The 23,617-nt window shown below is 65.1% G+C and carries 20 protein-coding genes and 1 tRNA gene; 15 read left to right on the top strand and 6 right to left on the bottom strand.

Features of this window, described 5'->3' with window-relative positions; genetic code table 11:
• Window positions 1-9: 9 nt before the first annotated feature.
• Both fahA and hmgA read right to left on the bottom strand, forming a co-directional pair.
• The gene (fahA, locus tag AT699_RS26550) at window positions 10-1,329 is read right to left on the bottom strand and encodes a fumarylacetoacetase (RefSeq protein ID WP_024070409.1); all 1,320 of its coding nucleotides are present in this window, start codon (window positions 1,327-1,329) and stop codon (window positions 10-12) included.
• Window positions 1,330-1,448: 119 nt separating this feature from the next.
• A complete protein-coding gene (hmgA, locus tag AT699_RS26545; RefSeq protein WP_024070408.1) occupies window positions 1,449-2,747 on the bottom strand; it encodes a homogentisate 1,2-dioxygenase in 1,299 nt (432 codons plus the stop codon).
• Window positions 2,748-2,912: 165 nt separating this feature from the next.
• On the opposite strand from hmgA, the gene AT699_RS26540 reads away from it, so the two are divergent.
• Complete coding sequence (locus AT699_RS26540; RefSeq protein WP_006385916.1) at window positions 2,913-3,830, top strand: LysR family transcriptional regulator; 918 nt, start codon at window positions 2,913-2,915, stop codon at window positions 3,828-3,830.
• On the opposite strand, the gene AT699_RS26535 is transcribed toward AT699_RS26540, so the two are convergent.
• The 4 genes from AT699_RS26535 to mutM form a co-directional block, all read right to left on the bottom strand.
• Window positions 3,796-4,014 (bottom strand): DUF2783 domain-containing protein, encoded by a 219-nt coding sequence (locus tag AT699_RS26535; RefSeq protein ID WP_006385917.1) that lies wholly within the window; start codon window positions 4,012-4,014, stop codon window positions 3,796-3,798. The two genes, AT699_RS26540 and AT699_RS26535, sit on opposite strands and share 35 nt — an antisense overlap.
• 20 nt (window positions 4,015-4,034) lie before the next feature.
• Window positions 4,035-5,714, bottom strand: a complete 1,680-nt coding sequence (locus tag AT699_RS26530; protein ID WP_024070406.1) for an FAD-dependent oxidoreductase — start codon at window positions 5,712-5,714, stop codon at window positions 4,035-4,037.
• Window positions 5,715-5,842: 128 nt separating this feature from the next.
• A complete protein-coding gene (locus AT699_RS26525; RefSeq protein ID WP_006385919.1) occupies window positions 5,843-6,796 on the bottom strand; it encodes an MBL fold metallo-hydrolase in 954 nt (317 codons plus the stop codon).
• A 228-nt stretch (window positions 6,797-7,024) separates the two neighbouring features.
• Complete coding sequence (gene mutM / locus AT699_RS26520; protein ID WP_035182070.1) at window positions 7,025-7,852, bottom strand: bifunctional DNA-formamidopyrimidine glycosylase/DNA-(apurinic or apyrimidinic site) lyase; 828 nt, start codon at window positions 7,850-7,852, stop codon at window positions 7,025-7,027.
• Here mutM and AT699_RS26515 point away from each other — a divergent pair.
• The 14 genes from AT699_RS26515 to AT699_RS26455 all read left to right on the top strand — a co-directional run bounded on the left by AT699_RS26515 (window position 7,851) and on the right by AT699_RS26455 (window position 23,604).
• Entirely contained in the window at window positions 7,851-9,737 is a 1,887-nt protein-coding gene (locus AT699_RS26515; RefSeq protein ID WP_006385921.1) for a tetratricopeptide repeat protein, read from the top strand. The two genes, mutM and AT699_RS26515, sit on opposite strands and share 2 nt — an antisense overlap.
• Before the next feature lie 32 nt (window positions 9,738-9,769).
• Entirely contained in the window at window positions 9,770-10,330 is a 561-nt protein-coding gene (lolB, locus tag AT699_RS26510; RefSeq protein ID WP_020926327.1) for a lipoprotein insertase outer membrane protein LolB, read from the top strand.
• Between the two features lie 236 nt (window positions 10,331-10,566).
• Window positions 10,567-12,165 (top strand): methyl-accepting chemotaxis protein, encoded by a 1,599-nt coding sequence (locus AT699_RS26505; RefSeq protein ID WP_024070403.1) that lies wholly within the window; start codon window positions 10,567-10,569, stop codon window positions 12,163-12,165.
• 191 nt (window positions 12,166-12,356) lie between these two features.
• On the top strand, window positions 12,357-13,298 hold the full coding sequence (gene ispE, locus AT699_RS26500; protein WP_024070402.1) for a 4-(cytidine 5'-diphospho)-2-C-methyl-D-erythritol kinase: 942 nt from the start codon (window positions 12,357-12,359) through the stop codon (window positions 13,296-13,298).
• 1 nt (window position 13,299) lies between these two features.
• Window positions 13,300-13,376: transfer RNA gene (locus AT699_RS26495), tRNA-Gln, on the top strand.
• Between the two features lie 135 nt (window positions 13,377-13,511).
• Entirely contained in the window at window positions 13,512-14,462 is a 951-nt protein-coding gene (locus AT699_RS26490; RefSeq protein ID WP_006227587.1) for a ribose-phosphate pyrophosphokinase, read from the top strand.
• A gap of 129 nt (window positions 14,463-14,591) precedes the next feature.
• Entirely contained in the window at window positions 14,592-15,206 is a 615-nt protein-coding gene (locus tag AT699_RS26485) for a 50S ribosomal protein L25/general stress protein Ctc (protein ID WP_006385925.1), read from the top strand.
• A gap of 97 nt (window positions 15,207-15,303) precedes the next feature.
• Window positions 15,304-15,900 carry an aminoacyl-tRNA hydrolase gene (gene pth / locus AT699_RS26480; RefSeq protein ID WP_026384832.1) on the top strand — a complete coding sequence of 199 codons (597 nt, stop codon included), beginning with the start codon at window positions 15,304-15,306 and terminating at the stop codon, window positions 15,898-15,900.
• Complete coding sequence (locus AT699_RS26475; RefSeq protein WP_024070400.1) at window positions 15,900-16,679, top strand: CPBP family glutamic-type intramembrane protease; 780 nt, start codon at window positions 15,900-15,902, stop codon at window positions 16,677-16,679. Before pth ends, AT699_RS26475 begins: the two co-directional genes overlap by 1 nt.
• 95 nt (window positions 16,680-16,774) lie before the next feature.
• On the top strand, window positions 16,775-17,866 hold the full coding sequence (ychF, locus tag AT699_RS26470; protein WP_024070399.1) for a redox-regulated ATPase YchF: 1,092 nt from the start codon (window positions 16,775-16,777) through the stop codon (window positions 17,864-17,866).
• A 196-nt stretch (window positions 17,867-18,062) separates the two neighbouring features.
• A complete protein-coding gene (locus AT699_RS32315; RefSeq protein ID WP_232254263.1) occupies window positions 18,063-18,509 on the top strand; it encodes an Arm DNA-binding domain-containing protein in 447 nt (148 codons plus the stop codon).
• A complete protein-coding gene (locus AT699_RS26465) occupies window positions 18,410-19,270 on the top strand; it encodes a tyrosine-type recombinase/integrase (RefSeq protein WP_024070397.1) in 861 nt (286 codons plus the stop codon). Before AT699_RS32315 ends, AT699_RS26465 begins: the two co-directional genes overlap by 100 nt.
• Before the next feature lie 347 nt (window positions 19,271-19,617).
• Window positions 19,618-20,679 (top strand): Fic family protein, encoded by a 1,062-nt coding sequence (locus AT699_RS26460; RefSeq protein WP_024070396.1) that lies wholly within the window; start codon window positions 19,618-19,620, stop codon window positions 20,677-20,679.
• Window positions 20,680-20,805: 126 nt separating this feature from the next.
• A complete protein-coding gene (locus AT699_RS26455; protein WP_058207490.1) occupies window positions 20,806-23,604 on the top strand; it encodes a type I restriction endonuclease subunit R in 2,799 nt (932 codons plus the stop codon).
• Window positions 23,605-23,617 lie beyond the last annotated feature (13 nt).

Raw genomic sequence — 23,617 nt, 5'->3', positions numbered from 1 at the left:
GGACGTCGTTCAGACCCGCGCCGGCAGCACCGTGCCCGAGCATTCGCCGAAACCGATGCGCGGATAGCCCGCCTTGACGCATTCGGCGCGGATGATGACCTGGTCGCCATCCTGCAGGAAGGTGCGCTTCTCGCCCCAGGGCAGCTCGATCGGTTGCTTGCCGCCGTGGTTCAGTTCCAGCAGAGAACCGGCTTCCGACGGTTGCGGGCCCGACAGCGTGCCGGTGCCGAGCATGTCGCCCGGTTGCAGATTGCAGCCGTTCACCGTGTGGTGCGTGATCAGCTGCGCCACGTTCCAGTAGGCATCGCGGAAATTGCTGCGCGACAGGCGGGCCGGCGCCTGCTTGCCGGCGCGCGATTGTTCGGTGGTCAGCAGCACTTCCATCTGCACGTCGTAGGCGCCCTTGGCACGGTTGGCGTCGGAGGCCAGGTACGGCAGCGGCTGCGGCTCGGACGGCCCGCGGTTCCACTGCGTGCGGAACGGCTCCAGCGCTTCCATGGTGACGATCCACGGCGAGATGGTCGAGGCGAAATTCTTGGACAGGAACGGGCCCAGCGGCTGGTATTCCCAGGCCTGGATGTCGCGCGCCGACCAGTCGTTCAGGATGCACAGGCCGAACACGTGCGCATCGGCGTCCGCCAGCTTGATGCGTTCGCCCTGGGCGTTGCCGGTGCCGACGAAGATGCCCAGTTCAAGTTCGTAGTCCAGCCGCGCGCACGGGCCGAACTGCGGCGTCTCGCCTTCGTTGGCGGGGCGGGTCTGGCCGACCGGACGCGGGAACTTCTGGTCCACGCCGATGCTGGAGGCGCGGCCGTGGTAGCCGATAGGCACCCACTTGTAGTTCGGCAGCAGGGGATTGTCGGGTCGGAACTGCTTGCCGATGGCGGTGGCGTGATGCACCGAGATGTAGAAGTCGGTGTAGTCGCCGATGCGGGCGGGCGTGGTGTATTCGGCGTCGGCCTGGGCCACCAGCAGCGGCTCGACCGTGGCGCGCAGCGCGGCGCCTTCACGCAGCGCGCGCGAGAGCGCCAGGCGCAGTGCGCTCCAGTGGGCATGGCCCAGGGCCATCAGCGCGTTCAGGCTATCGCCCTGGCAGGCGGCCAGCGCCTCGGCGGCCGCGCCTTCGAAGGGCTTGGCGGCGGCCAGCGCGGCCAGGTCGACGATCTGGTCGCCGATGGCCACGCCGGGGCGGAACGATTCCTGCGAGCCCTTGCGGCGGAACGCGGCGTAGGGCAGGTTCTGCACCGGGAAGTCAGAGGTGCCGGTGTTGGCGCTGGCGACCCAGCTCTTGAGGGACGGGTCGTGGGTTTCGTTGATGGCGGTGGTCATGGGGGAGTGTCTCGTTCAATGTGTTTGTAAGGGCGCGGCGGGCGCCGGAAAAATCCAAAGCCAAACGGCGATGCGCTTGCGCGCATCGCCGTGGGCGGGCGTGACGGCGGAAAGGCCGGTCACGCCTTGGCGGGATCGAAATGCTTCTGCAGGCCCTGCCAGCACCGGTAATAGTCGCCCTGCAATTCTACCGAGGCCAGCGCCTGCGCCGTCGGGCGGATCACGCGCCGCGTTTCGAACATGAAGGCCATGGTGTCGCGGATGTAGTGCGCGCTGCTGGTGTCGGCGCGCGAGGCCTTCTCGAAGGTCTCGGCGTCGGGGCCATGGCCGCTCATGCAGTTGTGCAGGCTGGCGCCGCCGGGGGCGAAGCCGTCGGCCTTGGCGTCGTACACGCCCTGGATCAGGCCCATGAATTCGCTGGCGACGTTGCGGTGGAACCAGGGCGGACGGAAGGTGTTTTCCATTGCCAGGATGCGCGGCGGGAAGATGGCGAAGTCCATGTTGGCCGTGCCCGGGGTATCGGACGGGGCGGTCAGCACCGTGAAGATCGACGGGTCCGGATGGTCGTAGCTGATCGAGCCGATGGTGTTGAAGTGGCGCAGGTCGTACTTGTACGGCGCGTGCGTGCCGTGCCAGGCGACCACGTCCAGCGGCGAATGGCCGATCGCGGCGCGCCAGAAGCCGCCGGTGAACTTGGCGATCAGTTCGAAGTCGCCTTCCACGTCTTCGTACCAGGCCACCGGCGTCTTGAAGTCGCGGGCATTGGCCAGGCAGTTCGAGCCGATCGGGCCCAGTTCGGGCAGGCGCAGCGCGGCGCCGAAGTTCTCCAGCATGTAGCCGCGCGCGCTGTCGTCCAGCAGTTGCACGCTGAAGCGCACGCCGCGCGGGATCACGGCGATCTCCAGCGGCTCCAGGTCGATCAGGCCCAGTTCGGTGGCCAGGCGCAGGCGGCCCTGCTGCGGCACCAACAGCAGCTCGCCGTCGGCGTTGTAGAAATAGCGGCCCTGCATCGAGCGGTTGGCGGCATACAGGTGGATGCCGACGCCGCTTTGTTCATCGGGGCCGCCGTTGCCGCCCCAGGTCTTCACGCCTTCGATGAAGTCGGTGGGCACGGTGGGAATGGGCAAGGGGCTCCAGCGCAGCTGGTTGGGCGTGACCGGGCCGTGGCCGAACGCGCTTTCCCAGCCCTTGACGCCGGCAAACGGCTCGAACGGCTTGTGCTGCGCGCCCGGGCGGATGCGGTAGAGCCAGGAGCGGCGGTTCTCGCTGCGCGGCGCGGTGAAGGCGGTGCCGGATAACTGCTCGGCGTACAGGCCATAGGGGCATTGCTGGGGCGAATTGCGGCCCAGGGGCAGCGCGCCGGGCAGGGCTTCGGTGGCACAGTCGTTGCCGAAACCGGTCTGGTAGTGCAGTTCCATGGAATCCTCCTGGGGTGGCGCGCGATGCGTGGCCGCGCGGTCTTGGTCCTGGCGCGCCGGAGCGGATTTCCGGTGCCGATATGCCATTGTCGGAAAAATCCCCCACTATGGCTACGGGAATGCAAAAATACCAACTATAAATTTCGTGAATAGTAGGGGTGCCTGATGGCGGACTTGCGCGACGTCGACCTGAACCTGCTGATCCTGTTCCAGCACCTGCTGGAGGACCGCAACCTGTCCGCCGTGGCGCGGCGCCTGGACCTGTCGCAGCCAGCGGTCAGCAACGCCCTGCGCCGGCTGCGGCTGGCGTTTGGCGACGAGCTGTTCGTGCGCACCGCGCAGGGCATGTTGCCCACGCCGCGCGCGCAGCGCCTGGCCGGCCCGGTGAGCGAGGCGCTGGCGATGCTGTCGCAGGCCTTGCAGGACCAGGACGCGTTCGATGCCGCCACCAGCACGCGGCGCTTTCGCGTGGCCATGACCGATGTCGGCGAGATCCACTTCATGCCGCGGCTGATGGAAGTGTGCGTGCAGGTGGCGCCACAGGTGCGCATCGACTCGGTGCGGGTGCAGGGCCCCGATCTGCCGCGGGAAATGGAGGCGGGGCGGGTCGACCTGGCCATCGGCGCATTCGACGAGATGGGGGCGGGCACCTTGCAGCGCATGCTGTTCCGGCAGGGCTACGCCACGCTGTTTCGCCAGGCGCATCCCAGCGCCCACCAGGGCATGGGGCTGAAGGCGTTCCGCGCCGAGCGTCACCTGATCGTGTCGCGCGCGGCGCCCTACGGGCAGGTCAACCAGTCCATGGAACGGGCCGGCGTGCCGCTCGCCGAGCACTTCAGCGTGCCGCATTTTTCGGCGGTTCCGTATATCGTCAGCGCCACCGACCTGCTGGCGACCGTGCCCGAAAAACTGGCGGCCAGCGCCGCCCAGCCATTCGGTCTGCGCTACATGACGCCGCCGGTGAAGGTGCCGGCGCTGCAGACCAATATGTACTGGCAGCGCCGCTACGACCGCGATGGCGGCAACCAGTGGTTGCGCGCCCTGATCGTCAATGCGTTTGCGGTGGGTTCGACGCCGGCGTGACCGACGCGCGGGCCTGCGCCAGCGCCTCGCGCAGCACCGCCATGTCGCCCAGGTGGTTGGCCAGCAGCAGGATCAGCGCGGCGTTCAGTTCCTGGCTCTGCTCGTTGCTCAAATCGCGATGCGCCTCGATCAGCGCTTCGTAGAAGTCGTCCGGCGCGGCCAGGTTGGTTTCGGTGTTCAGCATGGAAAAGGCCTCCGGGTTCTTCAGGCGCGGCCGATGGCGCGGTTGACGGCCGACGCCACCGCGTCGGGCTGGAAGGCGCGCCAGCGCGCGGCGATGTGCTGGTCGGGGCGGATCAGGTAGGCGGTGCCCGACAGCGCGTCATAGCGCTGGGCCAGCAGGCCTTCGGTGTCGACCACCGCCGCCAGGTCGGACGGCCAGCCCGCGGTATCGCAACCCGGACCCGCGACCAGCACGGGCTTGACCGGCACCGCCGCCAGTCGCAGCGCCCGCAGGGCCTGCAGCGTCTGCGCGTCGGGCGGGGCGTCGCCGCAGAAATAGGCCAGCGTGAAACCGGCGTCCAGTTGCGACAGCCACCACGGCGAATCGCCCGGACCCTGCACCGGCGCATCCAGCGCCACCGCGCCGGGCCGCATGCGGCCGGAGAAGGCGTCGGTATCCGGCGTGTTCAGCGGCGAATCGGCGTAGGTGGCCGGCAGCGACAGGCGACCGCTGTTGACCAGCGTGCGCGCGAACGCATGGGTGCGGGCCAGGTTCAGCACCGCATTGCGGAAGCTGCGGCTGATGTCGCTCTTGGGGGTGATGAAGTCGGTGGCGCGCGAGGAATTCAGGACGTTCTCGTCGGCGGCGTGCTCGCGTTCGGCGGCGTAGCTGTCGATCAACGTCTCGGGCGCCTGGCCGGCCAGCACCAGGCGCAGTTTCCAGGCCAGGTTCTCGGCGTCCTGCACGCCGCTGTTGGCGCCGCGCGCGCCGAACGGCGAGACGCGGTGCGCCGAGTCGCCGGCGAACACCACGCGGCCGTGGCGGAACTTGTCCATGCGTTCGCAGGCGAAGGTGTAGACGCTGACCCATTCCAGGTCGAACTGCGCGTCCGGGCCGAGCAGGGCGCGGATGCGCGGCAGCACGTTCTCGGGCTTGACGGCCTCGACCGGGTCGGCGTTCCAGCCCAGCTGGAAGTCGATGCGCCAGACATTGTCGGGCTGCATGTGCAGCAGCACGGATTGATTCGGGTGGAAGGGCGGGTCGAACCAGAACCAGCGCTCGGCCGGGAAGTCGGCCTTCATCTTGACGTCGGCGATCAGGAAGCGGTCGCGGAAGATGCGGCCATGGCTTTCCTGGCCGATCAGCTTGCGCACCGGCGAGCGCGCGCCGTCACAGGCCACCAGCCAATCGGCGCGCAGCGCGTAGCCGCCTTCGGGGGTGTCGATCGACAGCACCACGCCGTCGCCGGCCTGTTCCAGGCCCACCACCTTGTTCTTCCAGCGCAGGTCGATGTTCGGTTCCTGGCGCGCCTGCTCGTACAGGTAGCCTTCGGCGTAGTACTGCTGCAGGTTGATGAAGGCGGGGCGGCGGTGGCCGGGTTCCGGCAGCAGGTCGAAGCGCCACACTTCCTGGTCGCGGAAGAAGACCTTGCCCACGTTCCACGACACGCCCTTGTCGACCATGCGCTGGCCGACGCCGAGGCGGTCCCAGATTTCCAGGGTGCGCTTGGAAAAGCAGATGGCGCGCGAGCCGGTGGACAGGCGGTAGTCGTCGTCCAGCACCACCACCCGCACGCCCTGGCGCGCCAGGTCCAGCGCCGTGGTCAGGCCGACCGGGCCGGCGCCCACCACCACCACGGGATGGCGCGCCTGCGTCGCGGCGGCCTGGTCGGCGTGTTTTTCATAGGCGAACTCCATCGCCTGAAAGTCGATGTCTCCCACGGTTGTCTCCTGTGTGGGTCATTTTGTTTTTATGCGCGGCTGCGCGCGTCGCCGGCCGACTTCGGTGGCGGATTGCGTGCAGCCGTTTCGATCTGTGGAACAGCGGCCGGCGCGCCGGCCGCGCGGGATCAGCCCTCCAGCTGCGCCCACATTTCCAGGTCGCGCTTGTCGGTCCAGATGCGCGGATGGACGTGGCCGGTGGCCTCGTCATAGGCGCGCGACACGTCGAACGGCATGCAGTGGTCGAAGATGACCCAGTCGCTGTAGCGCGGCTTCATGAAGTCGTAGACCTCGCGATAGATCGTCTTCAGGTCCTTGCCCTCGGCCACGCCGCGGTTGACCGCGCCGTACAGGTCGGTCAGGAAGGCGCGCGTGCCGGCCAGGCCCTGGCGCACTTCGGTGGCGTTCTTGAGCGCCGGGCCGCGGCCGGGCACCATCTTTTCGGCCTCGAAGCCCGACAGCGCGTCCAGCGTGCTGGGCCAGTCGCGGAAGTAGGCGTCGCCGCAGTAGGGGGTGGACTGGTATTCGACCAGGTCGCCGGCGAACAGGATCTTCTGCTCGGGCAGCCAGGCGATGGTGTCGCCCTTGGTGTGGCCGCGGCCGACCTGCAGCAGCTTGACCTCGAGGTTGCCCAGGTTGACGGTCATCTCACCTTTGAACGTCATGGTGGGCCAGACCAGGCCGGGAGGAATCGATTCGGCGTTGCGGAACAGGCGCGGGAAACGGCCGATTTCGCTGGCCTTGTCCTGCTCGCCGCGTTCGGCGATCAGGTCGTAGGTGTCGCGGCTGGCCAGGATTTCCTGGGCGTTGTAGGCCGAGGCGCCGAACACGCGCACCGCGTGGTAGTGCGACAGCAGGATGTACTTGATCGGCTTGTCGGTGACTTCGCGGATGCGGCGGATGACGTCCTGCGCCATGACCGGGGTGGCCTGGGTGTCGACCACCATGACGGCCTCGTCGCCGATGATCACGCCGGTGTTGGGATCGCCTTCGGCGGTGTAGGCGTAGGCGTTGTCGGACAGCTTTTCGAACGACACGACCTTGTCGCTCAGGTCGGCGTGCGAAGCGAATTGCTTGCTCATGGAGGCTCCTTCCACTTTTATAGGAATAGGGTGTGTGGACGGACTATAGCGTGGCGTTAGTTGTTGTGCAATACGTTTGCTATAAACGAATTAACCCTTTTTGGCAGGGATTTCCCTTGGATTTCCGTGGCTGCCCAAATGCATCCGGGCCGCGCAGGGCGGCCCGGATGGGAACCTTTCGGACCAAAGGAGGCCCCAGGGACTTAGACAGAAGTCAGGCGGGGGCGCTCAGGTCTTCTGGCACTTCGGGCAGTAGTAGGTGGCCCGCTGGCCCTGGACGATGCGCTTGATCGGCGTGCCGCAGACCCGGCAGGGCTGGCCGGCGCGTTCATAGACCGCGGCGTGGATCTCGAAATAGGCGCCCGGCTCGCCGGTGGCGCCGACGTAGTCGCGCAGGGTGCTGCCGCCGGAGGTCAGGGCGTCGGCCAGGGTGGCGCGCACCATGTCCGCCAGGCGGTCGCAGCGGGCGCGCGACAGCTTGTTGGCCGGGGTCTTGGGATTGATGCGCGCGCGGAACAGGCTTTCGGAGGCATAGATATTGCCCACACCCACCACCGCCATGCCGGCCAGCAGCACTTGCTTGATCGCGGCGCCGTGGTTCTTGAAGTGATGGTGCAGCCAGGCGCCGTCGAAGCGCGGGTCGAATGGCTCGATGCCGAGCTTGGCCAGCAGGGGGTGGTTTTCGACCGGTCCGTCCGCATCGGGATGCCACAACACCGCGCCGAAGCGGCGCGGGTCGTGCAGGCGCAGCACCGCCTGGTCGAAGATCCATTCGACGTGGTCGTGCTTGCGCAGGAATTCACCGGGCGCCACGCTGCGCAGCGAACCGGACATGCCCAGGTGCACGATCTGGGTGCCGTGGTCGAAGCGCAGCAGCAGGTACTTGCCGCGGCGGCCGCATTCGCGCACCGTGTGGCCGCCAACCAGGGCGGGCAGTTCGGCCGGGATGGGCCAGCGCATCCGGGACTCATGGACGACCAGCCGCGTGAGCGGGCGGCCGGTGATGACGGCGTCGATTCCGCGACGCGTGGTTTCAACTTCAGGCAGTTCCGGCATGAGCCAGTGTAAGATCATCAATTGCGTGTACGAAGATTGTGCCACCAACCGGACGGGCCGCGTGAAGTCGTCTTTCAAACAAATGAATATCGGGATTGCCGCGCTGGCGCTTGCGTTGGCCTCCACCCTGGCCCCTCAAGCCCAGGCCGCCGACAGCCGGACGCGGGATGCGACCGGCCCCCGCATGGCGCCCCAGAACCGCCAGCCTGAAACCGAGGTGATCCGCCTGCGTCCCGGCCAGCTGCCCTACGTGTCGCTGACCGCCGACATCTTCTACCGCGTGCTGGCTTCGGAAATCGCCGCCCAGCGCGGCATGTACGGCACCGCCGCCAACACCATGGTCGGCCTGGCGCGCGACACCGGCGATCCCCGCCTGGCGCGCCGCGGCCTGGAATTCCAGCTGGCCGGCGGCAACCTGCCCGGCGCGCTGGACGCGGCCCGTGTCTGGGCCCGTCTGTCGCCGAACGATCTTGAAGCCAGCTCCACTGAACTGGCGCTGGCCGCGGCCAACGGCCAGACCAAGGGCCTGTCGCAGGCGCTGCGCAACCGCATCGAGGCCTCGCGCGACAAGCCGGCCGCCATCGGCCAGGCCCTGGCGGTGCTGAGCCGCCTGAACGACCGCCGCCTGGCGTTGCGCATCCTGGACGAATCCCTGAGCGACAGCGTGCGCAAGCTGCCCGCCGCCCATCTGGCGCTGGCCGACGTGGCCTCGGCCGCCGGCGACTACCCGCGCGCCGCCCAGGAGGCTCGCGCCGCGCTGGCCGCCGATCCCAGGTCCGAGCCCGCCGCCCAGCGCGTGCTGGAGTACGGCGCCAAGGTCGATCCGCAGCGCGCGCAGGCCGAGGCCCAGGCCTATATCGCCCGCAATCCCAACGCCCGCAAGGTGCGCCTGATGCTGGCCGGCCAGATGGCCGATGCCGGCGACTACAACGGCGCCCTCGCCGAACTGCAGGCTATGTCGCGGCGCTCGCCGGAAGACTTCGACCTGCTCTTCATGCAGGCCCAACTGGCCTACAAGGCCGGCCAATTGCCGCAGGCCAAGACCCTGCTGCAGCAGTACCTGGACGTGCAGAACCAGCGCCAGCGCGCCATCGTGCCGGGCGCCACCGACGCCGGCGCCGCCGCGGCCGATGCCCACGTGCTGCTGTCGCGCATCGCCGAAGACCAGGGCCAGTACGACGAAGCCATCGCCGAACTCGGCCGCATCGACGACCCGTCGCTGCGCTTCTCGGCCCGCATGCGCCAGGCCGCCCTGCGCGCCAAGTCCGGCCGTATCGATGACGCCATCAAGATGGTCGATGCCGCCGCGCCCCAGGACGAGGAAGAGCGCACGCTGGGCGTGCTGACCAAGGCGCAGATCCTGCGCGACGCCGACCGCGTCGGCCAGGCCGTCTCGGTGCTGGAAGCGGCCGACCAGGCGCTGCCCGATACCGTCGAGATCAAGTACGAATTGGCCATGCTGTACGAACGCCAGGACCGCCTGGCCGACCTCGAGCGCATGCTGCGCCAGGTCATCGCGCTGGATCCCGAGCATGCCCACGCCTACAACGCACTGGGCTACACGCTGGCCGACCACAACCAGCGCCTGCCCGAGGCGCTGGACCTGATCACGCAGGCGCTGGAACTTTCGCCCAACGATCCGTTCATCCTGGACAGCATGGGCTGGGTCAAATTCCGCATGGGCGACCAGATCGCCGCCGCCGACTACCTGCGGCGCGCCTACAGCGTGCGGCCCGAGGCCGACATCGCGGCCCACCTGGCCGAAGTGCTCTGGACCCAGGGCAAACGCGACCAGGCGGTCGAGTTGTTGCGCGCCGCGGTGCAGAAGGATCCCAAGAACAGGACCGTGCTTGACGTCATCAAGCGCCTGGGAGTCAGCCTGTGACGGTAGCGTCGCGCGGCCCCGGGCTGGAATGGATGCGCTGGGCGCTGCTGGCCATGCTGGCGTTCGTGCTGGCGGCCTGCACCACCACGCCCAAGCCCATTGAGGGCGCCTCGCCCGACGCGTTCTCGCGCATCGGACGCTTCGCCATCACGGTCAACGAGGAAAACGGCAAGCAGAGCGCCGTGCAAGGCGGCTTTTCCTGGTCGGACGATGGCCGCCGCTACGTGCTCGACCTGACCAATCCGCTCGGCTCGACCGAGGCGCGGGTCGAAGGCCAGCCCGGCGCGGCCAGCCTGACCAAGGCCGACGGCACCCGCCTGGTGGCCGACAACCCCGATGCCCTGGCCGAAGACGCCCTGGGCAGCAGCATGCCGGTATCCGGCATGCGCGACTGGCTGCGCGGCAAGCTGCCGGGCCAGCCCGAGGCCACCGATGTGTCCAACGACGACCTGGGCCGCCCCGTGGCCTTCGAGCAGGGCGGCTGGCGCGCGCGGCTGTCGCGCTACGACACGCTCGGCCCGCAGATGCTGGTGCTGGAGCGCCAGGAGCCGGGGCGCCGCATCATGGTGCGCCTGGTCGTCAACCAGCCCTGATTGCTACCGCTTCGTGACTTCCTCGACGGCCCTGCGGGGCCGTTGTGTCGTCTGGCTGTAGCACGTCCGCCCCGCTTCAATCAGCAAATCAGCGTTGCAAAATCGACTTTGTTACTGATTGATAGATTCTGTTTAACCTGAATAATTCTTCCGACACCCGTGCGCACGACCCCCGCGCGCGGCATGCAAGGCCGGTGGCCGCGGATCGCGCCGCCGCTTTTTTACGGAGAATGCCAATGTTCAGGAATACGCGGATCGCGACGATGCTTTTGGGGATCATCGCGGTGTTTTTCACTTTCCAGCTGCTGGTGGGCGGCATGGGTTTCGTCGCCCTGCGGCAGACCAACCAGGACGTCGGCCAGCTCTATCGCCTTTCCTCGCAGCAGGTCAACGCCGTGAACACGGCCGCGTTGTCCCTGGTGGCGGCGCGCACCGACCTGAGCCGTTATGCCACCCGGGTGGCGCAGGGCAACGCCAGCGACACCACCGCACTGCGCCTGGCGCGCCAGCGCATTGCCGCGGGCGACCGGGCCTTCCAGGGCTTTGCCGGCGGTTTGTCGGCGCAGGAGAAAGCCGAGTCCAAGGACCTGATCGAGGCCTACGGCAATCTCAGCAACAACCTGCAGAACGTCGGCAAGGTGCTCGAGGCCGGTGACATGGACGCCTACTTCAAGCAGGGCACGCAGCAGGTGCAGGAGCTGCTGGTGTCCGAGCGCGACGCCTTCATGCGTCGCGCCGAGACCACCGGGCAGGAGGTGATGGACGAGATCTCGCTGTTCCACACCATCTTCAGTTCGCTGCTGGCCGGCATCCTGGTGCTGGGGCTGTTGATGGCGGTGGGCGCGCACGTGCTGATCCGCCGCATGATCGTGCGGCCGCTGCTGGAAGCCGGCGACATCTTCCGCCGCATCGCCGAGGGCGACCTGACGCGCCGCGTGGCCGATCGCGGCCGCAATGAGATCGGCGCGCTGCTGGGTGCCCTGCGCGCCATGCAGGACAGCCTGGTGCGCACGGTGTCCACGGTGCGCCGCGGGGTGGATGAGATCAACGTCGGCGCGCGCGAGATCTCGTCCGGCAATGCCGACCTGTCCAGCCGCACCGAAGAGCAGGCCGCCTCGCTCGAGGAAACCGCCGCCAGCATGGAAGAGCTGGCGACCACGGTGAAGCAGAACGCCGACACCGCGCGCGAAGCCAACCGCATGGTGGCCGCCTCGGCCGCCGTGGCGCAGCGCGGCGGCGAGGCCGTCTCCAGCGTGGTCGAGACCATGCGCGCCATCCAGGGCAGCTCGTCGCGTATTTCCGACATCGTCGGCGTGATCGACGGCATTGCCTTCCAGACCAACATCCTGGCGCTCAATGCCGCAGTCGAGGCCGCGCGCGCCGGCGAGCAGGGCAAGGGCTTTGCCGTGGTCGCCAGCGAGGTGCGCACGCTGGCCCAGCGCAGCGCCGCCGCCGCCAAGGAAATCAAGCAGCTCATCGAGGACTCGGCGCAGAAGGTCGGCGTCGGTTCCGAGCAAGTGGAAACCGCCGGCGCCACCATGCGCGAGATCGTCGATTCGGTGCAGCGCGTGACCAGCCTGATGGGCGAGATCTCGGCCGCGTCGGAGGAACAGGCCACCGGCATCGACCAGGTCAACCGCGCCGTGACGCAGATGGACGGCGTGACCCAGCAGAACGCGGCGCTGGTGGAGCAGGCCGCCGCCGCGGCCGGTGCGCTCGAAGAGCAGGCGCGCCAGCTGGCGGGCGCCGTGGCGGTGTTCAAGCTGCCGGAAGGGCAGGTGATCGAGGCCCCGGCCGAACGCCTGGCCGGCCGCGTCGCGCCGCAGATCGCCTGATCCGCATCCGAGGGCGGCGTCCAGGTCCGGGCAAGCCGGGACCCATTCCCGTGGCGCCGTTCCTTGCGGACGATAGGATCGGTCTCCCGCCGGTCCCCCGGGACGCCAGCGGCCCTGTCATGGCGTCCCGGCGCTCGCCACCCCGGGCGGGTCGCTAAAATCGACGCATCCGTCCTTTTTCCCGATCCGCCGTGACCCTCTACGACGTACCCGCGCCCGCCAAGGTGAACCTGTTCCTGCACGTGGTGGGCCGCCGTCCCGACGGCTACCACCTGCTGCAGACGGCCTTTCGCTTCATCGACCTGTGTGACACGCTGCACTTCGAGGCGCGCGCCGATGGCGTCATCAGCCGCGCCACGGAATTGGCGGGCGTGTCCGAAGACGACGACCTGACCTTGCGCGCCGCCCGCGCCCTGCAACAGGCCACCGGCACGCGCCAGGGCGCGCAGATCGCGCTGGAAAAGCGCATTCCGCAGGGCGGCGGCCTGGGTGGCGGTTCGAGCGACGCGGCCACCGTGCTGATCGCATTGAACCGCTTGTGGGGCACCGGGCTGTCGCGGCGAGAACTGATGGCACTGGCCCTGCCGCTGGGCGCCGACGTGCCGGTGTTCGTATTCGGCCAGTCCGCTTTCGCCGAGGGCGTGGGCGAGAAACTGACCGCGCTGGACCTGCCGGCGCGGGCCTATCTGGTGGCGCAGCCGGACGCGAGCGTGCCGACCGTTGGAATTTTTTCCGCACCCGATTTGACAAGGGATTCTTCTTACATCACAATAGCGGACTTTCTTGCTTCGCCTACATTTTCCTTCGGGAAAAATGATTTGGAGCCGGTGGTCTACCGACTTTATCCTGAGGTTCTCAGGGCATCGCGGTGGCTTGCAGAGCAGGGCGTGTTGAAAAACACGGGAACCCAAGTTCGCATGTCGGGATCTGGCGCGTGTCTATACGCCGAATTTTCCGAGCTGTCGGAGGCCGTTTTGGCGAAAACGGAAATTACCGCTACAATGCGCGGCGCTGTTGAAGCAAACTGCAAAAACGCAGATGACACAGACAGCACAACGCATCCACGGTTCCGGTTAGTGCAGGCATGTCCTGGGTTGACTGAACATCCGTTGCGGAATTGGATTGCAAGATAGTTGGGGAGTCGCCAAGCTGGTTAAGGCACCGGATTTTGATTCCGGCATGCGAAGGTTCGAATCCTTCCTCCCCAGCCAACCGAATACATAACAAAGCTGTTGAACACGCCTGTAAGACACTGGCCCGGGTTCAGCAGCTTTTTTATTTTCCGGTTTCAGCAGGTTCTCGCATCACCTCGTTAGTGTCTCGAAACGACCATCGCATCATCCATCATGGCAAACGATAGCTTCATGATCTTCACGGGCACGGCCAACACTCGGCTGGCCGTGGACGTAGTCAACCACCTCGACATGTCCCTGGGCAAGATGACCGTCGGTCGCTTCTCGGACGGCGAGGTGATGGTCGAGATCAACGAGAACGTGCGCGGCAAGGACGTCTTCGTCCTGCAGCCCACCTGTGCGCCTACCAATGACAACCTGATGGAAATCATGGTGATGGTCGATGCCCTGCGCCGCGCCTCGGCCGGCCGCATCACCGCCGCGATTCCCTATTTCGGCTACGCCCGCCAGGACCGCCGCCCGCGCTCGGCGCGCGTCGCGATCTCGGCCAAGGTCGTGGCCAACATGCTGCAAGTGGCTGGCGTCGACCGCGTCCTGACCATGGACCTGCACGCCGACCAGATCCAGGGCTTCTTCGATATCCCCGTGGACAACATCTACGCCGGTCCGATTTTGCTGGGCGACATCTGGCGCCGCAATTTCTCGAACCTGGTCGTCGTGTCCCCGGACATCGGCGGCGTGGTGCGCGCCCGCGCGCTGGCCAAGCAGCTCGAAGCCGACCTGGCCATCATCGACAAGCGTCGTCCGCGCGCCAACGTGTCGGAAGTGATGAACATCATCGGTGAAGTCGACGGCCGCACCTGCATCATCATGGACGACATGGTCGACACCGCCGGCACGCTGTGCAAGGCGGCCCAGGCCCTGAAGGACCGCGGCGCCGGCGCCGTTTACGCCTATTGCACGCACCCCGTGCTGTCGGGCGGCGCCATCGACCGCATCGAGGCGTCGGAACTGGACGAACTGGTCGTCACCGACACCATTCCGCTCTCCGAGCAAGGCCAGGCCAGCGGCAAGATCCGCCAGCTGTCGTGCGCCGCGCTGCTGGGCGAGACCATCCTGCGTATCTCGAACGCGGAATCGGTCAGCTCGCTGTTCGTCGACTGACGTCAGCCCCGCATCGTTTTTCGTGTCCTGCTGGTCGCGGCAGGACACAAGCAACACGGCGCACCTGTTGTGCGCCGTGTCTTTAACCGGTGAAGTCCGCTTCGCCATTTTTTGTTTTTGGAGTTTTCCATGAAATTTACTGCCACTGCGCGTAGCGTCCAGGGTTCGAGTGCGAGCCGCCGCCTGCGCCGCGCGGGCCGCGTTCCCGCCATTGTTTATGGTGGTTCGGCTGCCCCGTTGAACATCGAACTCGACCACAACGAGATCTACCACGCCCTGCGCAAGGAAGAATTCCACGCTTCGATCCTGCAAATGCAGCTCGAAGGCGCCAAGGACGAACAGGTTCTGCTGCGTTCGGTTCAATGGCACGCCTACAAGCCGCAAGTCCTGCACGTGGACTTCCAGCGCGTCGACGCCAACCAGGCGCTGCGCACCAAGGTGCCGCTGCACTTCGTGAACGCTGAAGTCTCGCCGGCCGTCAAGCTGAGCGGCGCGATCATCAGCCACGTCGCCACCGAACTGGAAATCACGTGCCTGCCGTCGGCGCTGCCCCAGTTCATCGAAGTCAACCTGGCCGACATCCTGGCCGGCGCTTCGATCCACCTAGCCGACATCAAGCTGCCGATGGGCGTGACCTACGTCCCGCACGGTGGTGAAGAGAACCCGCTGCTGGCCGCCGCTGTCGTCAAGGGCGGCGCTGCCGCCGACGACGCCGACGCCGCTCCGGCTGCTCCCGCCGCCTAAGTCCTGCCGGAAAGCTTCGGCTTTCCGGCGGCTTGCGCCCGAAACCCTGCGTGTGCATTTGCATGCGCAGGGTTTTTTGGTTTAAACACCCCCCATCATGTCTATTCCCATACGCCTCATCGTGGGATTGGGTAACCCCGGTCCCGACTACGAAACCACCCGCCACAACGCGGGCTTCTGGCTGGCCGACCACCTGGCGGACGACCTGCGCGCCTCGTTCGCGCTGGAGAAGTCGTTCTTCGGCATGGTGGCCAAATCCCGCCTGGGGGCCGACAACGTCCTGCTGCTCAAGCCCAACACCTACATGAACCGTTCCGGCCAGGCGGTTGGGGCGCTGGCGCGCTTTTACAAGCTGACGCCGGAGCAGGTGTTGGTGCTGCACGACGAACTCGACCTGATGCCGGGCCAGGTGAAACTCAAGCAGGGTGGCGGCCATGCCGGCCACAACGGCCTGAAGGACATCCAGGCCGCGCTCGGCAGCCCGAACTTCTGGCGCCTGCGCATCGGCATCGGCCATCCGCGCACGCTCGGCCTGGCGCAGCAGGTGGCGGACTTCGTGCTGCATCCGCCGCGCCGCGAAGAACAAAAGGAAATCGAGGCTGTCATCGACCGCTGCCGCGCCGTGGTGCCGGCCATGCTGGCGGGCGACTTCGCGCTGGCCACCCGCCAGCTGCACAGCGGCAACGACGCCTGATGGACGGCGCTCCGGCTTTCGCCGAATCGCGCAAGCTGCGCTTCCGCAGCGAGCTGGCCGACTTCTGGCGCTTCGTGCGCCGGCCGCGCCCATTGCGGCGCCTGCCGGGGCGCGCCCCGGCGATAGGCTGGGTGTCGGATTGGTGGCCGGGCGTTGGCCCGGGGCGCCTGCTGGCCTGGGCCGCCTTGCTGTGGCTGATCAACCTGTTCGCCCTGGGGCCGGTGGCGGTCGCCGCGGCCGGCGTCGGCGGCGTCACGCATCGGCTGGACCCGGCCAACATCCCCTGGCTGACGGCGGTGATCTGGGCCCCGCTTGTCGAGGAAATGCTGTTCCGCTATGGCCTGAGGCGGCCCAGGCAGGCGCTGTGGCTGTGCCCGGCGCTGCTGCCGGTGGTGCTGTACGGCCCGCGCATCTGGACCGGCCTGCTGCTGGCCGCCTTCGTGCTTCTGGCCTGCTGGTCGCTGCGTCCGCGCCCCGACCCGCTCAAGGGCTGGAACACCGCCTGGCGGCGCCATTACCTGAAACATTTCGGCTGGGTGTTCCACCTGGTGGCGCTGACTTTCGCCGCCGTGCACCTGACCAACTTCGTCTTCAATCACACCCCGTACTGGCTGCTGCCGCTGCTGGTGCTGCCGCAATGGGTCACCGGCCTGGTGCTGGGCTGGATCCGCATCCGCCGGGGCATCGGCGCGGCCATCGCGCTGCACGCCATGTTCAACGCCGGCCCCATTTTGCTGATCTGGGCCGTGATGCGCTGGGCCCCCACGGCGGCGAGTTGAGCCGGCCGTCCCCCCGGGCGCGGTCATCATGATGCGCCGCCCGGCGGGGTAAACTAGAACGTTAACGATCAATACCGTACTTACACAGGATTCCCATGGCTCTGCAATGCGGCATCGTCGGCCTGCCCAACGTTGGCAAATCGACACTCTTCAACGCTCTGACCCGCGCCGGCATCGCCGCCGAGAACTATCCGTTCTGCACCATCGAGCCGAACGTCGGCGTGGTCGAGGTGCCGGATCCGCGTCTGCAGAAGCTGGCCGAGATCGTCAAGCCCGAGCGCATCCTGTCGGCCACGGTCGAATTCGTCGACATCGCCGGCCTGGTGGCGGGCGCCAGCAAGGGCGAAGGCCTGGGCAACCAGTTCCTCTCGCACATCCGCGAAACCGACGCCATCGTCAACGTGGTGCGCTGCTTCGAAGATCCCAACGTGATCCACGTGGCCGGCAAGGTCGATCCGATCGCCGACATCGAAGTCATCGAAACCGAGCTGGCGCTGGCCGACCTGCAGACCGCCGAAAGGGCCCTGCAGCGCCACCAGAAGACCGCCCGTTCCGGCGACAAGGAATCGCAGCGCATTGTCGCCGTGCTGGAAAAGTGCGTGGCGCAACTGAACGAAGCCAAGCCGATCCGCGCGCTCGACCTGTCCACCGAGGAAAAGGCCGACATCGCCCAGCTCTGCTTCATCACCGCCAAGCGCGCGATGTACGTGGGCAACGTGGCCGACGACGGCTTCACCAACAACCCGCTGCTGGACCGCCTGACCGAATTCGCCGCCGCTCGCAACGCGCCGGTGGTCGCCATCTGCGCCGCCATCGAATCGGAAATCGTCGACCTGGACGACGCCGACCGCCAGGCCTTCCTGTCGGACATGGGCATGGAAGAACCGGGCCTGAACCGCCTGATCCGCGCCGCCTTCAAGCTGCTGGGCCTGCAGACCTACTTCACCGCCGGCGTGAAGGAAGTGCGCGCCTGGACCGTGCCGATCGGCGCCACCGCGCCCCAGGCCGCAGGCGTCATCCACACCGACTTCGAACGCGGCTTCATCCGCGCGCAGACCATCGCTTACGAAGACTTCATCACCTACAAGGGCGAGCAGGGCGCGAAGGAAGCGGGCAAGATGCGGGCGGAAGGCAAGGAATACATCGTGCAGGATGGCGATGTGATGAATTTCTTGTTCAACGTCTGACGATTTTTGCTGGATCTCGGTGGCGTTCAGTAGCGCTTGGTGGACAGGTTGGCCCATTTGAAATCAATGGGTTGCGTAAACAATACGGTCTGCTGAGTGTTCCTATTGTTCATCGAGGTCTGAAAAATTCGGGGGTAGCGTTGGGGGTACTCGTGTTCAACCGTGGGGGTACATCTCCCCGCAGTGGAGTCCAACGATGCCCCAGAATCTACTCACCGACCTCAAGGTCAGGTCGGCCAAATCGACTTCGAGACTGGAAACTTTCAGACGGTGGGGCCTGTTCCTGCTGGTCAAGCCCACCGGCGGCAAGCTCTGGCGGTGGAAGTACCGCCTGCAAGGCAAGGAGAACCTCTTTGCCATTGGCGGTTTTCCTCAAGTAAGTCTTGCGGAGGCACGTGCGGTCCGAGAGAAGGCGCGCGCGTTGATCAAGCAAGGTTCCATCCTGCCCATGAGCGGCAGCAGGTCAAGCAGCGCAACCTCGAAGCGCTGGAGGAACGCAAGCGCGCTCGCGAAAGCTCGTTTGCCAAGGTGGCGCAGGCGTACTTGGCCGAGATCAAGCCAGTCTTTGCGCTCAGTTCCTACCGCACTAAAGAATCCCGCATCAGGAAGTACCTGTCGCCCAAGTTCGATGGGATGCCGATGAGCGACATTGGTGTGAAGCAGATTCGCCCGCTGCTGGAGGAGTGCAAAGTCCATGGTGCATGGGCGGCCATCCATGTCAAAGGCGATCTTTCGGCCATCTTCGAATTCGCAGTGGTGCGTGGCCTGGTAGAGGTCAATCCAATTCCCAGTCTTCGCGGGCTGCTACGCGTGCCGTTCAGCGAGAGCAAGGCGGCGATGACGCGAGAGCAAATCCAGAAGTTCTATCAGGAGTTGCGCGGCTACCGGGGCTATCCGGAAACCTCGCTGTGCCTGCGGTTGATTGCGCTGACCGCCTGCCGTCCAGGGGAAGCGGCGGATGCCGAGTGGGACGAGTTCGACTTTGAGGATGCCCTGTGGCGTCGGCCTGCGGCGAAGATGAAAGCGCGGCGCGACCATGTCAGCCCGTTGTCGGTGCAGGCCATTGCCGTGCTAAAGGATTTGCAGTGCATCACGGGCGGTGGCCGCTATCTATTCCCACACCGGAGCGGCAAGGGCTTCACTACCCCCAACCGGCTCACCTACGCCATGCGCGACATGAACCTGGGCCGGGGTACGACGCCACATTGCTGGCGGACAACCTTTTCAACTTGGGCCAATGAGAACGGATATCGGCCTGATGCGATTGAGCGGCAGCTTGCTCACGTGGAAAGCAACAAGGTGCGGGAGACATACAACAAGGCGTTGCTGCTGGATCAGAGAAGGACGCTATTGCAGAACTGGGCGGACTATCTGGGTGCGGCGGAAGGCAGCGGCACGGCATAGGGGGGATTTGGCTGGGTGTTGCGGAACCAACGGACAGGGGGGCCTTTTTCCTTTTCTGGATAGGGCCGTTGCCCCTTGAGGGCCGTTCCCTTGCCATTTGTCTTTGCCCAAGGCTGGGCGCTGAAAATGGGGTAAACCATGAATTAAATGGGGTAATTTCTAATTTATTACCCTTTTTTTGATTCATGTCGCCCATTTCCTTCTTGGTCGGCCATGCCAGCCCCTCACGACCAGTCCAATGTTCAGGAAATGGGGTAGCCAAACACCGATAATGAGGCATTTTTAGAGACACTACCCCATTTGAAGGCTATGATTACCCCATTTACACGGTCTGGGCTTACATTTCCATGCACTCGCTCACACCCGAGTACCTCGCCGCGCTTCGCTTCGATGGCACCCAGGCCGCCACGTTGCGCACACTGGGCGGGTACCAGGGCAAGCAGCAACTCTACGCCGCGCAGTCGCCCGAAGCCCTCAAAGGGCTACGCCAGATCGCGGTAGTCGAATCCACCGAGTCGTCCAACCGGCTGGAAGGCATTGTCGTCGCACCCTCGCGGCTGAAGTCTCTGGTCATCCGCAACGCAACGCCAAAGAGCCGTTCCGAACAGGAGATCGCCGGCTACCGTGATGCCCTGGCGCTGATCCACGAGTCTGCCACGCACATGCCCTTCAGCGAGGGTGTTGTGCTGCAACTGCACACCCTGCTGTACCGCTATATGCCGCAGGCGGGCGGGCGCTGGAAGGCTACCAACAACGACATCATCGAGCGTCACCCGGATGGCACTTCGCGTCTGCGCTTCCAGCCAGTCGCTGCGCACCTCACGCCCATGGCCATGTCCGATCTGACCGGGCGCTACGCCACCGCGCTGGATCAGCACCTGGCCGACCCGCTGGTACTGGTGCCGCTGGCGATGTTCGACTTCCTGTGCATCCATCCTTTCCCGGACGGCAACGGTCGCATGTCCCGCTTGTTGACCCTGCTGCTGCTTTACCACTTCGACTATGCCGTGGGTCGCTACATCAGTTTGGAACGCATCTTCGAGGAAACCAAGGAAAGTTATTACGAGACGCTGGAAACCAGCTCGCAGGGCTGGCACCAGGGGCAGCACGACGTAAAGCCCTGGCTCGACTACTTCTGGGGTGCCTTGCTACGGGCCTACCGTGAGTTCGAGGAGCGTGTCGGCACCCTCGAGCGTGGCCGTGGCAGTAAAGGCGACCGGGTGCGGACGGAAATTCTGAGGCGCATCCTGCCGTTCTCGATTTCCGAGATTGAAGAAGCCTGCCCGGGCGTGAGCCGGGACATGGTACGGCTGGTATTGCGGGCGATGAAGTCAGAGGGACTGATCGAATCGACCGGCAAGGGGCGTGGAGCAAAGTGGCTTCGCATCAATCAAGGCGGTGAGAAATGAAGACTAGAAAAAGTATTTTCAGCCTCGACATCCGCGACGATCACACTTGCGGCAACGTGCCCGCGTTCCAGACCGAGGAAATAGCCGCAGGTAGCCAACGCTTCCGCATCGCCAGGGAGGCTAGGCATGTCTAAATCCGAGGCACAGACACGAGCCGACTTGATTGACCAGCAACTCGCGTTATCAGGCTGGAACGTCAAAGACCCCACCCAGGTTGTCGAGGAATTCGACATCCTCACCGCCTTGCCAGTGGGCGTGGCCGAGCCGCGCACGCCCTACGAGGGCCACCAGTTCAGCGACTACGTCCTGCTCGGCAAAGACCGCAAACCCCTGGCAGTGATCGAGGCCAAGAAGACCAACCGCGATGCTGCCATTGGCCGCGAGCAGGCCAAGCAATACTGCTACAACATCCAGACCCAGCTGGGTGGTGAGCTGCCATTCTGCTTCTACACCAACGGCCACGAGCTCTATTTCTGGGATCTGGAGAACGCGCCGCCGCGCAAGGTGGTTGGCTTTCCCACCCGCGACGATCTCGAACGCTTCGCCTACATCCGTCGTAATCGCAAGCCGCTGACCCAGGAATTCATCAACACTTCGATTGCCGGACGTGATTACCAGATTCGCGCGATACGCTCGGTGCTCGAAGGCATCGAACAGAAGAAGCGCGATTTCCTGCTGGTGATGGCCACCGGCACCGGCAAGACCCGCACCTGCATCGCCATGGTCGATGCCTTGATGCGGGCTGGCCATGCAGAAAAAGTGCTGTTCCTCGTGGACCGTATAGCGTTGCGTGAACAGGCACTGGCCGCCTTCAAGGAGCACATGCCCAACGAGCCGCGCTGGCCCAATGTGGGTGAAAAGCTGATCGCGACGGATCGCCGTGTGTATGTCGCCACCTACCCGACGATGCTCAACATCATCCGGGACGAGGCACAGCACCTGTCGCCGCACTTCTTCGATTTCATCGTCGTCGATGAAAGCCATCGCTCCATCTACAACACCTTTGGCGAAGTGCTGGACTACTTCAAAGCCATCACGCTGGGCCTGACGGCCACGCCGACCGACATCATTGACCACAACACCTTCCAGCTTTTTCATTGCGAAGATGGCATTCCCACGTTTGCCTACACCTATGAAGAAGCCGTGAACAACGTGCCGCCCTACCTCTGCAACTTCCAGGTCATGAAGATTCAGACCAAGTTCCAGATGGAGGGCATCAGCAAGCGCACCATTTCGCTGGAAGACCAGAAGAAGCTGATCTTCCAGGGCAAGGAAGTTGAAGACATCAACTTCGAAGGCACTCAGCTTGAAAAGCAGGTGATCAACAAGGGCACCAACACTTTGATCGTCCGCGAGTTCATGGAAGAAGCCATCAAGGACGCCAACGGTGTGCTGCCTGGCAAGACCATCTTCTTTTGCGCCACCAAGGCCCACGCCCGGCGCATGGAAGAAATCTTCGACAAGCTCTACCCGCAACACCACGGTGAGCTGGCCAAGGTGCTGGTGTCAGACGACCCACGCGTCTACGGCAAAGGTGGCCTGCTCGATCAGTTCACCAACAACGACATGCCTCGCATTGCCATCAGCGTGGACATGCTCGATACCGGCATCGACGTGCGTGAAATCGTCAACCTCGTGTTCGCCAAGCCGGTCTACTCCTACACCAAGTTCTGGCAGATGGTCGGGCGCGGCACACGCCTGCTGGAAACCAGCAAGCCCAAGCCCTGGTGTCTTGAGAAGGATGTGTTCCTGATCCTCGACTGTTGGGACAACTTCGAATACTTCAAGCTCAACCCCAAGGGCAAGGAACTGAAACCGCAGTTGCCGCTCCCGGTGCGGCTGGTGGGCCTGCGCCTCGACAAGATCGAAAAGGCCAATGACAGCGGCCATGCCGACATCGCCACGCGTGAAGTCGCCAAGCTCCGCCTGCAGATTGCCGCGTTACCCAAAGAGTCGGTGGTGATCAAGGAAGCCGCCGCCGCGCTGGCGCGGCTGGACGATGACAACTTCTGGATCAGCCTCAGCCACGAGCGCCTTGAGTTCCTGCGCGCAGAAATCAAGCCGCTGTTCCGCACCGTGTCCGAGGCCGATTTCAAGGCCATGCGCTTCGAGCGCGATCTGCTGGAATATTCACTGGCCGTTTTGAGCGAGGAGAAGGAACAAGCCGACACCCTCAAGGAAGGCATCGTCGAGCAGATCGGCCAATTGCCACTCTCGGTCGGCTTCGTCAAGCAGGAAGAGGCCCTGATCCTCGCCGCGCAAACCAACCACTACTGGGACAAGGCGGATGAAGACGCCTTCGACGAACTGGTCGCCAAGCTCGGCCCGCTCATGAAATTCCGCGAGCAATCCAGCGGCCAGGAGCAAACCCACCTCGATCTGGCCGATGAGCTGCACAAGAAGGAATGGGTGGAGTTCGGCCCACAGCACGAGGCGGTCAGTATCACTCGCTACCGCGAAATGGTGGAAAACCTGATCGCCGAACTCACCGCGCACAACCCGGTGCTGCAGAAGATCAAGAACGGCGAGGCAGTGAGCAGTGAAGAGGCCAAAGAGCTGGCCGAACTACTGCACGAAGAACACCCGCATATCACCGAAGACCTGCTGCGTCAGGTCTACAAGAACCGCAAGGCGCGCTTCATCCAGTTTATCCGCCACATCCTGGGTATTGAGGTGCTCAGGAGCTTCCCGGACGAGGTCAGCGCCGCCTTTGACCAATTCATCCGCGCCCACACCACGCTCAGCAGCCGGCAGATGGAATTCCTCAATCTGCTGAAGGGCTTCATCATCGAGCGCGAAAAGGTGGAGAAGAAAGACCTGATCAACGCCCCCTTCACGGTCATCCATCCGCAAGGCATCCGCGGCGTGTTCAGCCCACTTGAAATCAACGAAATCCTGCAGCTGACCGAACGGTTGGCTGCCTAAATAGCAGAGCACA

The organism is Achromobacter xylosoxidans (assembly GCF_001457475.1).
Lineage (GTDB): Bacteria > Pseudomonadota > Gammaproteobacteria > Burkholderiales > Burkholderiaceae_B > Achromobacter > Achromobacter xylosoxidans.
Note: the sequence above shows the minus strand (reverse complement) of the source record. Positions and strands in the feature narration are given on the sequence as shown.